The sequence below is a fragment of the Aestuariivivens marinum genome, assembly GCF_022662175.1.
Lineage (GTDB): Bacteria > Bacteroidota > Bacteroidia > Flavobacteriales > Flavobacteriaceae > Aestuariivivens > Aestuariivivens marinum.
Map to the genome: position 1 here is coordinate 173615 of NZ_JAKMCR010000003.1, position 13156 is coordinate 186770.

Annotated in this window: 9 protein-coding genes; 1 reads left to right on the forward strand and 8 read right to left on the reverse strand. The window is 33.7% G+C overall.

Annotation, left to right across the window (positions count from 1 at the left end; genetic code table 11):
* Nucleotides 1–3: 3 nt before the first annotated feature.
* The 7 genes from MR053_RS10005 to hutI form a co-directional block, all read right to left on the reverse strand.
* Entirely contained in the window at nt 4–423 is a 420-nt protein-coding gene (locus tag MR053_RS10005) for a thiol-disulfide oxidoreductase DCC family protein (RefSeq protein ID WP_242132301.1), read from the reverse strand.
* Entirely contained in the window at nt 420–2591 is a 2172-nt protein-coding gene (locus tag MR053_RS10010; protein WP_242132452.1) for an endonuclease MutS2, read from the reverse strand. The genes MR053_RS10005 and MR053_RS10010 overlap by 4 nt, the downstream gene beginning before the upstream one ends.
* Nucleotides 2592–2646: 55 nt before the next feature.
* The gene (locus MR053_RS10015) at nt 2647–3123 is read right to left on the reverse strand and encodes a hypothetical protein (RefSeq protein WP_242132302.1); all 477 of its coding nucleotides are present in this window, start codon (nt 3121–3123) and stop codon (nt 2647–2649) included.
* 99 nt (nt 3124–3222) lie between these two features.
* Entirely contained in the window at nt 3223–5637 is a 2415-nt protein-coding gene (locus MR053_RS10020; protein WP_242132303.1) for an alpha-ketoacid dehydrogenase subunit alpha/beta, read from the reverse strand.
* 172 nt (nt 5638–5809) lie between these two features.
* Nucleotides 5810–8644: a gluzincin family metallopeptidase gene (locus tag MR053_RS10025; RefSeq protein ID WP_242132304.1), complete on the reverse strand. Its 2835-nt coding sequence runs from the start codon at nt 8642–8644 to the stop codon at nt 5810–5812.
* Nucleotides 8645–8751: 107 nt separating this feature from the next.
* Nucleotides 8752–9441, reverse strand: a complete 690-nt coding sequence (locus MR053_RS10030; RefSeq protein ID WP_242132305.1) for an LOG family protein — start codon at nt 9439–9441, stop codon at nt 8752–8754.
* Between the two features lie 99 nt (nt 9442–9540).
* A complete protein-coding gene (hutI, locus tag MR053_RS10035) occupies nt 9541–10776 on the reverse strand; it encodes an imidazolonepropionase (RefSeq protein WP_242132306.1) in 1236 nt (411 codons plus the stop codon).
* Between the two features lie 161 nt (nt 10777–10937).
* On the opposite strand from hutI, the gene MR053_RS10040 reads away from it, so the two are divergent.
* Nucleotides 10938–11516 (forward strand): Crp/Fnr family transcriptional regulator, encoded by a 579-nt coding sequence (locus MR053_RS10040; protein WP_242132307.1) that lies wholly within the window; start codon nt 10938–10940, stop codon nt 11514–11516.
* Between the two features lie 142 nt (nt 11517–11658).
* Here MR053_RS10040 and fumC read toward each other — a convergent pair whose 3' ends face one another.
* Nucleotides 11659–13056: a class II fumarate hydratase gene (gene fumC / locus MR053_RS10045; RefSeq protein WP_242132308.1), complete on the reverse strand. Its 1398-nt coding sequence runs from the start codon at nt 13054–13056 to the stop codon at nt 11659–11661.
* Nucleotides 13057–13156 lie beyond the last annotated feature (100 nt).

The window sequence follows — 13156 nt, forward strand, 5'->3', positions numbered from 1 at the left end:
ATATCAATCCAAAAACCTACGCTTAAATTCAGGTGTAGGTATCATACAATCTTCTTTTTTTCCAAACCAGTTATAGCGGTTTATGGCAATATAATCATATATCGAATTGCGAATAACAGGAGGAACAATAAAAAAGATAGCGAGTAGGTTTCTTGGAAAACCTAATCTTGAAGCTATTTTTAGTACTGCGGAACTTTTATAACTCAACCTGTTATCAGGAGTGTAAAGTAAAATAGAATCTAATGCTTTAGTGTCTATATTGAAATGTTCAATTATTTGTTGTCCTGTTTTGCCCTGTAATGGCGCAAATATAAATCGATTTCTTTTATCGTACTTAATAACGAATTGTACAGCACCATTGCATAAGTTACATATCCCATCGAAAAGGATAAGTTGTTTATGATTCGGTATTTGGGAGATCATTTTTTAGTCTCTACTAATTCCAATTGTTCTAAGCTAACATTTGTGGTAAACATACCGTAGTTAACAACGGCTTTGTTTTTTTCAATTTTATCTATGCTGCCAACAGCGCGGCCATCTTCCATACGTACACGGTCCCCAATTTTTAAAACAGGTTTTGGCTTTTCGGCTTCTTTTTGTTTGGCAATTAGTTTTTCTGTTTTTTTCTTTTTCCTTATAACCTCTACTTTCTTTTCAACTTCTTGCTTAACCTTTTTTTCCTTGGCCTTTTCAACTTGCTTTTGTTTAGCAGATATTTTTTTTCGTTTAGAATTTTCTATTTGAACAACCTTAAATAATTCGGCCATGAGGTCACGTTTACGCTTATTTTCAAAATATTTTTCAGCCAAATCATTTACTTTTTGACCTAAATAGATAAGCCGTTGGTTACTGTCGTACAATTCCTGATAGCTCTCTAATTTCTTTTGAATCTTGGCATTTATTTCCTCCAGTTTGTCGGCTTCGGCACTTTTCTTTTTTTCGTTAAGTTTTAGAGATTGCCCTGTTTTTTCGAGTCGGGATCGTTCTTTTTGGAGTTTGGCTATGGTAGCATCAAAACGAACTTTGCTACGCTCAATCTTCTTTTTAGCCCGATTAATTAAGCCGTATGGAATGCCGTTTTTTTGAGCTACTTCAAAAGTAAAGGAGCTACCAGCCTGTCCTACAACTAATTTAAACATGGGTTCTAGTGAGCGTTCGTTAAAGAGCATGTTGGCGTTCACCATGTGTGGTAATTCTGTAGCCAATATTTTTAGGTTGGAATAATGAGTCGTAATAATTCCAAAAGCTTTTCTATGGTAAAACTCTTCTAAAAAGGTCTCAGCCAAAGCACCTCCCAATTCAGGATCACTGCCTGTTCCAAACTCATCAATAAGAAAGAGCGTATTGGCATTACACTTTTTTAGAAAATAATTCATTTGCTTTAAGCGGTAACTGTAAGTGCTTAAATGGTTTTCTATGGATTGGTTGTCGCCAATATCACTCAACACCCTATCAAACAAACAGACCTTACTTCGTTCGTGTACTGGGATTAGAAGTCCGCTTTGCAACATCACTTGCAGCAGGCCAATAGTTTTAAGGGTAATGCTTTTTCCGCCAGCGTTGGGCCCTGAAATAACAATAATCCGACTATTTTCTTTTAGCTCAATGGACTGAGGAAACGTTTCCTTATCCTTTTCTAAATTGTTTAAATAGAGAAGCGGGTGATAGGCATCCCTTAAATACATACTCTTTTCTTCTGAAAATTCGGGGAGAATGGCATTTAATGATTTGGCATATTTTGCCTTTGCTGAAATAACGTCAATATCAATTAGAAAGGCTTGGTAGTCCTGAAGTAAAGGTAAATACGGACGAATGGTATTGGTGAGTTCCTTTAGTATTCTGATAATTTCCTCTTTCTCTTCATATTCTAAGTTGTTAAGTTCCCTAGAGTGTTGTAAAGTCGCTTCGGGTTCAATGTAAACAATGCTACCGGTTTTACTGTTCCCCATAACACTACCTTTAACTTTGCGACGGTACATGGCTTTTACTGCTAATACACGGCAGTTATCGACCACAGATTCTCTAATATCATCTAAATATTCAAGATTATGATAAGCGTTGAGGGCTGTTGCAAAACTTTGGTTTATTTTGCCCTTTACCTTGTTGATAGACTGTCTTAAATCGAAAAGTAGGGTGGAGGCGTTGTCTTTTATATCTCCAAAGCGATCTACAATGCTATCTACTTTTTCAATTAGAATTTTAGTGACCTTTATCTTAGTGGCATATTTGTTTAATGTAGGGTAGTATTCCTTAAATTTATCAAGAAATATTATGATTGAGTTTACGGTTAAGGAAATGGAAGCAATTTTTTTTAAGCCATGTATATCTAGATAGGTATTCTCTATCTTTAATAGCTTAAGTTCTTTTGAAATAGAATCAAAACCATGGTTAGGAATACGGTTGTCGTTGTAGAAAGACGACAGGTATTCATTGGTCAGGTTTAAAGTAACCATGAGTTGCTCCATAGAACGGATTGGTGTAATACATTGCGCTTCTTGGTTACCCAACGCGGTAATACATAGTTCGCTTACCTGCTGAAGCACTGCTGGAAATTCTAAATCTTCTAATGTTTTTTTATGAATACCGTTCATGTTATTACGCTTCGCTAGTTTTTTGTTCTTCAAAAGGGCAAACAAATTTAAACATTTAGAGGTTTAATTCTTCCAACTTTAAATTATAATCGTATTGCAGGTCTTCGTGTACAGTTGCTACAGTTTTGTTAATTAATGCAATTTGTCTGTTATAGGTATTCATTAATTGTTGGCTTCGATTTATACTGGGACGAAATTCTTTTAATTGTTCACAAAAATGAAGCAATAGTTCAATTTCAGTTTCCTTTTTTGGGGAATAACGTATGTATTTTTTTAGATTCCGTAAGATCTTGCGTATACTTTTTCTAATGTAGAAAAAACTTGCTCTGTTTATTTGTTTAAATTCATCTTCTATGTATTTTTTAATGCTTTTTATGTAAACTTCTTCATCAGTAGATTCAAACAACAAATAGGTGAGTAACTCTTTATTCTCTTTGTTGAATTTAGTAAGTCTCAAGCAAAGTTTTAGTAGATCTTCACGTGGGATTATGCTCAATTCCTTTTTAATTTCCCGAAGTGTTGCTGCTTTCATTTTATATTGCTGCTTTCATTTTATATTGAGTATGAACGATAAATATAAAAAAAACCATCACTTTTGTGATGGTCAATATGATTTTATAGCACTATTGGTTTATCTCAACTTAGGAAAATGGGTTGGATTACTTTCGTGCATCACGTCGTAAACTGCTTCAAAAATATCTTCTGCCGAAGGTTTGGAAAAATAATCGCCATCGTTTCCATAGGCTGGTCTATGCGCTTTTGCAGTTAGCGTTTTAGGTTCGCTATCTAAAAATTGAAATCCGTTTTGAACATTCAATACTTCATTTAAGATATAAGCTGAAGCACCACCAGGAACATCTTCGTCTATAATCATGAGTCGGTTGGTCTTTTCAAGACTTTTTACAATATCATGGTTTAAATCGAAGGGCAATAAAGATTGAACATCTATGACCTCTGCATCTATACCAACACTTAGTAAGTCTTTGGCGGTTTCCATAACAATGCGAAGGGTAGAACCATAAGAAACCAAGGTGATGTCCTTGCCTTCTTTAACCGTTTCAACGATGCCAATCGGTGTTCTTATTTCGGCTAAGTTACTTGGCATGCGTTCTTTTAATCGATAACCGTTTAAACATTCAATTATTAGAGCAGGGTCGTCACCTTCTAGAAGGGTGTTATAGAAACCTGCCGCTTTGGTCATGTTTCTTGGAACTAGAACAAACACCCCACGAATTAAATTTAAAATGCCTCCCATAGGCGATCCCGAGTGCCAAATCCCTTCCAATCTATGACCTCTAGTACGCACGATTAACGGGGCTTTTTGCATTCCTTTTGTACGGTATTGCAAGGTTGCCAAATCATCGCTTATAATTTGAAGGGCGTATAATACATAGTCCAAATATTGTATTTCTGCGATGGGGCGTAAGCCTCTTAGTGCCATGCCTATTCCTTGACCTACAATGGTAGCTTCACGAATTCCAGCATCGGCTATGCGCAGTTCACCATGTTTAGCTTGCAATCCTTCCAAACCTTGGTTAACATCCCCAATATTACCCGTATCTTCACCAAAGATTAAAGCTTCAGGATGGTTTTCAAAAATAGCATCAAAATTATCTCTAATAATAATTCTACCGTCTACATTTTTTACCTCATCAGCAGTGTAAATGGGTTTAACTTCCTTAACTAAAACAGCAGAAGTCTTGGCTTCAGAGTATAAGTTTGAGCTAAACTTTGGTTGGGTTTCGTCTAAAACACCATCAATCCAATTAGCCAGATTGTTTTTCTCACTTGAGGTTTCACCAAGTGTATAGCGGAGTGCCTTTCTGGCAATAGACATGACGTCCTTTCTAGAAGGTTCATGGATTTTGGACAACTCTTCCATTAATTTTGAAATGAACACACCGTTAGCACTAACTTCAACTAAACTTTTTAGGAGGAAAATAAGATCTTTTTGGTCTTTGCGTATAGGTTCTAAAAAAACTTCCCAAGTCGTTTTTTTAATTTCCCTTACATCCTTTTTTATACTTCTTTCCAAATCCAGAAGGGCTTCGTTTGTAGCAATACCACTTTCAATAATCCACTCACGCATTTTACTGTTACAATCATATGCAACTTCCCATTCCAATCGCTCTTTGGTTTTATATCGCTCATGGGAACCAGAAGTAGAATGTCCTTGAGGTTGTGTTAATTCCTGTACATGGACAATAACAGGTACGTGTTCTTCTCTAGCAATATTGGCGGCTTCTTGATAGGTTTCAATAAGATTGGGGTAGTCCCATCCCTTTACACGTAAAATCTCGTAACCTTTGTTGTTCTTATCGCGTTGAAACCCTTTAAGTATTTCAGAAATATTTTCTTTAGTAGTTTGATATTTTGCAGGAACCGAAATACCATATTCATCATCCCAAATACTAATAACCATAGGTACTTGTAATACACCTGCAGCATTGATGGTTTCAAAAAATAAACCTTCACTAGTACTAGCATTACCTATAGTACCCCAGGCTACTTCTCTGCCCTTATTTGAAAATTTGCTGGCATCAATATCCTTAAGGTTTTTATAGATTTTTGAAGCTTGTGCCAAACCCAATAACCTAGGCATTTGTCCAGCAGTAGGGGAGATATCGGCACTAGAATTGTATTGTTTGGTTAGGTCTTTCCATTGTCCATTTTCATCCAGACTATGGGTTACAAAGTGGCCACCCATTTGCCGACCTGCAGACATGGGTTCAAGGTTTAGGTCTGTATTGGCATATAACCCAGCAAAGAAATGCTCTACCGTAAATTCACCAATTGCCATCATAAAAGTTTGATCTCTGTAATAGCCCGAACGCCAATCTCCCTTCTCAAAGGCCTTGGCCATAGCTAATTGAGGCACTTCCTTTCCATCACCAAAAATCCCAAACTTTGCCTTACCAGTTAAAACCTCACGACGACCTAATAAACTACATTCTCTACTTCTAAGAGCAACGGCATAATCACTTAAAACTTCAGCTTTAAAATCATCAAAAGTAATATTGCTTTTTAAATCAGGAATAATGTCCATAGATATTGGTTCTAATGCGTTGCAAATGTAGTTAAAGTTTGTTGTTTTTGCAATTATTGGACATGCTAAATAATTATCAATATGATAAAAAAATAGAATATTTCACCTTGAAAATTTCAAATTAATAAAAAAATACCATTAAAACAGATAATAATTCAATTTTTAAAAGATTCTAATACCACCGTCTTCTAAATAAACCTAGTAAGACCTGCGGATCTACTGTGAACTTAAACCTTATTTTTTGATCATAGTTAGGTTGTCCAATTTCCCAACCCAAATTGGAGTAAATTGGGAAATAAACTTCAAAATAATCGGTCACAAGATTAACTCTAATCCCTGAATCGTAAACAAATTTTGGATTATTTCCCCTATTTTTTACTAACCCAATGTCGCCATAAGCCAAAATATAATTCCAGAGTGTAGTACTGGAATTTAATGTTGTAATCCATTGGTTAGCAAAAGGAGTATCCAATTTCGATTTAAACCTGCCTTCGGCATCAATGTACTGCTGACTAAAAATCCCTGAGCTTTCAGACCTGCCCAAATATGCATAATCAAACAAATAATCTGTTGGTCTGTCAAGTGCAAAACTAAAATAGTCCGATGTGGGGTCGTTATTGTTAGTTATAAAAGCTCCTGCAAAAAGATTCAAATTTAATTGCCTATTGCTTTCAAACAGCTTCCTGTACTCATAATTAAACGATAGTTTGCTAAAGTGCTTTGCAGCTTGAAAATCAATAAACCATTTGTTGAAATGAATTAAATTATCGTTGGAATGGATGTATTTTGTATTAAAGACACTGTAATTAGGTTCTGATGAACTTAATGTGCTATTTGGATCATTGTCCCTATTTATATCTACATACCTAAAGATTAGAGCTTGTCTTTTATTTGATCTAAAATCGTTCTTTTGCCTAAACAATAGTGTAACCGAGGGAATAAATTGCCTAACAAATAAGTCTTCAGCATAAGATGTGTAACCACTTCTAACACCGTAGTTTAATAAATATAAATTACTGTTTTCAAAATAATGTTCCATAGATATGGCTGCAGCTCCAGTAAGAGATTTTGATCTAAATGAATATTTAGGCGCAATCTTATAATTAAAACGTTTTCTTAGTAATGCAGTATTGTAGAATCGCATACCTAATGTAATTCCATCGTATATATTATTAAACTCGGCAAGTGGTAGTAGAAATACTTGGTTGTAATGTGGGTCTTCAACATCCTTAATTAATCTAAACTGAAGCGGTTTATTGTTGAAGAAAAATCCCTTTAATGATTTCCAATTATCTCTTAAATTAATTTCAGGGATAGTTTTTTCATAGTTTAAGACCAATTTGTTGACGTTTTGTTTGGGTATTGAAATGGTTTTACTTTCACTAATGTTTTCAACCCATATTTTAGAAATAATACTGTCGTTATTAAGCGAGTAAAGTGATACAGGCATACTGTTATGACGTTTGTTCTTAATAGTAAGTGTTATCGAATCATCACTTTTTTTGACATTCTTAATTCTAAAATCTATTTTTTTTCGTGTATTTAAATAGTCTGTAAAAAACCAATCGATATCTTTTGTAGTTCTAGATCTTATGTGCGTTTCAAAGGCCTTTGTTGTTGTTGGTTTTAGTTTCGTTTCTTTTAAAAAAGCGGTTAAGCCTTCTTCTACTATATTGGAATTTATGAAATCATCTAAATACTTTAAGCCAACCCCTGCTTTATATTTATTAGCAATATTTTTATTGAATTTTAATAATGAATCTTTTGCCATTGTTAACGGCTGATCTCTATTGGTCCTAGCCATAAGCATATATGCAAACATATATTTTTCATTAAATTTCATATTAGCTGCATGAAACGACCGGATACCCCAAAAACCTGAAATTGAGCCCAAAAACTTCATGTTGGGATAATGGTCATCAACATATTTCATTAAATAATAAATTTGTATAGCGTCCAATAACCATTGATCTTTTCTAGGATTTACAAGTAATGTGTTTTCTAAATAATTGTGTAAAGCTATTTTTAATAGGTTTAATTCATATTGAAAATGATTAGGATACGGTTTTATGAATTTTGGTAAAAAGTTTAGTCCGTAAATAGGATCTTTTATAAAATCGATTTGTGAAACAATTAGTTTCTCGTGTGGATAATCTCCTAAATTTTTGATGATAAACTCGGTAACTTTGTCTGTTATAATTGCTTTGTCTATAGATTCAAGACCTTCATCATCAATACTGGAAATTAGTGAAAACCCATTAGATTCAATTTTGTCAAAAATTTTAGTTTTATTCAAATAAAGTCTTGTGTTTACTCTATCTCTTCCACTTAGCTTAACTATGCGATTCTTTTCAGTGTCTTCCAGTGTATTGTCAATATTTAATTCTGATGTTAAATAATAGGCTTTTGGAAATTCTATCTCTAAACTAAGATTAGCTTTTGGAATGTATAAATCATCTAGGTTTTTATTACTAAAATAGTGCCATATCCCATCGTAAACTGCAGGTGTGATATACCAATACTTTAGGTTTATGTCGCCTTCTGGTGTTATACCGTAATTAGTAAATTTATCATTTGGAATTCTTACTAGATATTTTAAGGTTATAGTATAGGATGCCTGTGGATATAAAGGTGTTTTAAGATCTACTTTAACGACATCTATTTGTCCTTTAAGCTGTTGATAGGTTATGTCTTGATTGTTTTGTTTTATAGAAGTTATTACAGAATAACCTCGATCTTCATTTTTTGCCAAATGAAAATCGTTGATATATTCATCAGCTATTCTTGTGGCTAGGGCTGTTTTTTTTGTAGCATAACTATTATTCCAATCATTTAAAAAAATGGTCTTTAAAGTGTCTTGTGTAGTGTTGGTATAGGTAATTTGTTGCTTTATGGATATTTGTCTGTTTTCAACATCAAATTTAGCCTTTACATGAATTTTGTCTTGACAAAGCGCTAAAAAGGGTAGTAAAAAAAATAATAGTATTCTAGGAAAATCTTGTTTCAATTTTTATTAGCATTTGGGCTGTAAACGATTTGGTAAAAGGCATTGCAATATAGCGAAATATATCTTCTAAGGGTTTTAATTCAATAAAACTATAGAGAATTGAAAACTTAGAAGTTTGGACTTAAGCGATACTCTTTGTAGAATGAATCCAATATTTCAATAACTTCATTTTCATTGTCCACAAGGTGTATTAAATCCAAATCTGTAACACTTATATTTGAAAACTTCAAAAGTAATGTTTCTTTGATCCATTGTATTAGACCTTCCCAAAACTCGGAACCAACCAGTATTATTGGAAACTTTTCAATTTTTTTAGTTTGAATAAGCGTCATAGCTTCAAACAATTCGTCTAATGTGCCAAAACCACCTGGCATAACCACAAATCCTTGCGAATATTTAACAAACATTACCTTTCTAACAAAAAAATAATCGAAATCCAGACTTTTGTCATGATCTATATAAGGATTATCATGCTGTTCAAAAGGTAATTCAATGTTTAATCCAACGGACGTACCTTCTCCTAAATGAGCACCTTTGTTTCCTGCTTCCATAATACCTGGACCACCTCCGGTAATGATTCCATAGCCAGACTCTACAATTTTTCTAGCCACTCTCTCAGCTAATTTGTAGTATTTATGTTCAGGTTTTGTGCGAGCAGAACCAAAAATAGAAATGCAAGGACCTATTTGACTCATTTTTTCAAAACCATTGACGAATTCACCCATAATTTTAAAAATGGCCCAAGAATCATTTGTTTTAATTTCGTTCCATCCTTTTCTACGTTGTTCTTTTCTCATATTTTAGTAGCAAGTTTTATTTTAAGTTCTAAGTGATATTAATAAGTGATATCATATAATTTGGCTATCATTTTTTAAAGTAGTTACACAAGTTTGGTTTTACATAACTATTCCGTTAATAATGACTTTATCAATATGGTTTTCACCAAAAGCATAAGGTAAATAGTTATAACTAGGCACTTCTTTGGTGATTATTATGTTGGCTTTTTTTCCAATGCTAATACTACCATAATCCGTTGAACATCCCATAGCATAGGCTCCATTAATTGTAGCAGCATTAATAGCTTCCTCTGGGGTCATTTTCATTTTAATACAAGCAGTGCTAACCACAAAATTCATATTACCACTTGGAGTAGATCCTGGATTGTAATCGGTTGCTAAAGCCAATGGTAAACCAGCATCAATTATTTTTCTTGCAGGGGTGTATGGAATACTTAAGAAATAAGAGCAGGAAGGTAATGCTACAGGCATGGTTTTGGAACCTTTCAAGGCCTCAATATCTTCATCGTTCAATTCTTCAAGATGGTCAACACTCAGTGCCCCGTATTTAACAGCAAGTGCAACACCACCAAAAGCGTTAAACTGGTTGACATGTATTTTAGGAATGAGGCCATAATTTTTTCCTGCAACCATTATTTGTTCTGTATCTTCTAAAGAAAAATAGCCCTTTTCACAAAAAGCATCAATATAATCTGCTAAGCCTTCTTCCATAACCACAGGAAGCATATCACTTACAATATGTTGTAGATATCCTTTTTTATCATCTTTGAATTTTTTTGGAAGGGCGTGGGCTCCTAAAAAAGTAGCTTTTATTTTTATAGGAACACTATCCCTTATTTTTCTAATGACCCTAAGCATTTTTAATTCGGATTCCAAAGAAAGACCATAACCAGATTTAATTTCTAGGACTCCCGTTCCCATCTTAATAACCTGGTTTACCCTTTTTATGGATTGCTCGAACAAATCATTTTCACTAGTATTTCCTAATATTTTGGCAGAATTTAGGATACCACCACCACGATTTGCAATTTCTTCATAACTTAATCCATTAATCCTGTCTACAAATTCCTGTTCACGATTACCAGCATAAACGATATGGCTATGAGAATCGCACCAGGTTGGTAGAACAAGCTTACCAGTGGCATCAATTGTTTTGTCTGTTTCTATGTTAGGGCATTCAGACATAGGACCATATTTTACAATACGATCGTTTACAATTAATATATAGGCATTTTTTATTGTAGGAAGTATACCCATATCTTTTCCACAGACAATTTCTATGGCTTTATCCCTAACTTGTAAAAGTTCTTTTATATTAACAATAAGTAATTTCATTAATTGATATTTAGAGTAGTTATTTTATAGTGTTATAATGTTTTAAATTTAAAACTAACAATAATAGTTCAAATTTAGGAACAATATAATAATTTCACTAACTTTAACTAATGTATAGATAAATATCTAAAAGGTTGTTTTAAATACTTTAAACAGGATTCATGAGTAACAAAAATTTTGACTTTTTAAATTCCATTACTGATATTTCTGAAGATATTTTTGAAGAACTAAAAAGTATTTCTGTATTTAGGGAGGTTCCTGAAGGCACACAGCTAGTAAAACTTAATGAAGTTCCCACCAAGATATACATGTTAGTTTCTGGATTAATTAGATGTTATTTAATAACTGAAGAAGGTAAAGAGTATAATAAGAGTTTTTATTTACCAATATCTTTTGTTGCTTCATTAACAGCCCTAATAAGAAAAAAGCCTTCCTTGTTTGTTTTTGAAACCCTTGGAGATTGCAAAATATACGAAATAGAATATGCTAAACTAATGACGTTATGTAAAAACAATATTCAATTAAGTGCGCTTTATGCAAAAGTTTTGGAAGTTGTTTATACAAAATATGAAAAACGTTTGGTTGAACTTATTTCATTGGATGCCAAAGGCCGCTATTTGGCGTTGCGTAGACAAATACCCAATTTAGATACTATTATCCCTCAGTACCATATCGCTTCTTTCCTTGGTATTACCCCAGTACAATTAAGCAGAATTAGAAAAAAAATTGACACGGATTAACATTTGTTAACAAGAATGTGTTTTTTAAACTATAAATTTAACCCGATTTCTTTTTATGATTAAAAGGATTGATAGCTAACCAACCAAAAAAAACAGGCAATATCAATTTGAGTAATGCCTGTTTTTTATTTTTTAAACAAAATTATTTTAAACTACCAACCATGTCTTCGGGTTTAACCCAAGCATCATAGTCTTCTTCTGTAACGTAACCTAAATTAATGGCTTCCTCTTTAAGTGTAGTACCATTTTTATGCGCTGTATTGGCAATTTCAGCAGCTTTGTAATAGCCAATCTTAGTGTTTAAAGCAGTTACCAACATCAATGAATTATTAACTAATTTTTTAATTACATCATGATTTGGCTCTATACCTATAGCACAATTAACATCAAAACTAACACATGCGTCTCCTAATAACTGTGCAGATTGTATAACATTTGCTGCCATTACAGGTTTAAAGACATTGAGTTCGTAATGGCCTTGTAAACCACCTACAGACACAGCAACATCGTTACCCATAATCTGGGCGCAAACCATAGTTAAGGCTTCAGATTGGGTGGGATTGACTTTTCCAGGCATAATGGAACTTCCTGGTTCATTAGCAGGAATAATAATTTCCCCAATGCCAGAACGTGGTCCAGAAGCCATTAAGCGAATGTCGTTGGCTATTTTATTTAAGGAAACTGCTAATTGCTTTAATGCACCATGTGTTTCAACCAAAGCATCATGGGCAGCTAAGGCTTCAAATTTATTAGGGGCTGTTACAAAAGGTAGTGCTGTAAATTTTGCAATATATTCAGCAACACGTTTGCTGTAACCCTTAGGGGTATTTAAACCGGTACCTACTGCTGTGCCACCTAAAGCTAACTCACTTAAATGCGGTAAAGTATTATGTAAAGCTTTTAAGCCATGATCTAATTGAGCTACATATCCAGAAAGTTCTTGTCCTAAAGTTAAAGGGGTAGCATCCATTAAATGAGTGCGTCCAATTTTAACTACATTATTAAAGGCTTCCGATTTTTTCATTAAGGTGTCTCGCAATTGTTTTACACCCGGAATGGTAGTTTCAACTATTTTTTTATAGGCAGCAATATGCATTCCTGTAGGGAACGTGTCGTTTGATGATTGTGATTTATTAACATCGTCGTTGGGCTGTATTACTTTTTCATCCTCTCCAATTACTTTTCCTGCTAGTTGTTGGGCTCTATTAGCTATTACTTCATTTACATTCATGTTACTTTGTGTGCCAGAACCAGTCTGCCATATAACCAATGGAAATTGGTCATCGTGTTTGCCAGCTAATATTTCATCACAAACGTTAGCAATTAAATCCCTTTTTTCAATTGGTAAAACACCTAACTCACAGTTTGTAAATGCAGCTGCTTTTTTAAGATAGGCAAAGCCATAAATTATTTCTAACGGCATTGAAGCTGAAGCTCCAATTTTAAAGTTATTCCTAGAGCGCTCTGTTTGAGCTCCCCAAAGTTTATCTGCAGGTACTTTTACCTCGCCCATTGTGTCTTTTTCTATTCTATAACTCATTGTTAAAATGATTTAGTTTTGAATTGCAAAGTTAATTGTTTTAATGTGTTTTGTTTTATGATATCTGTTAGTTTTTTTAGTTGAGTTTTAACACATATAT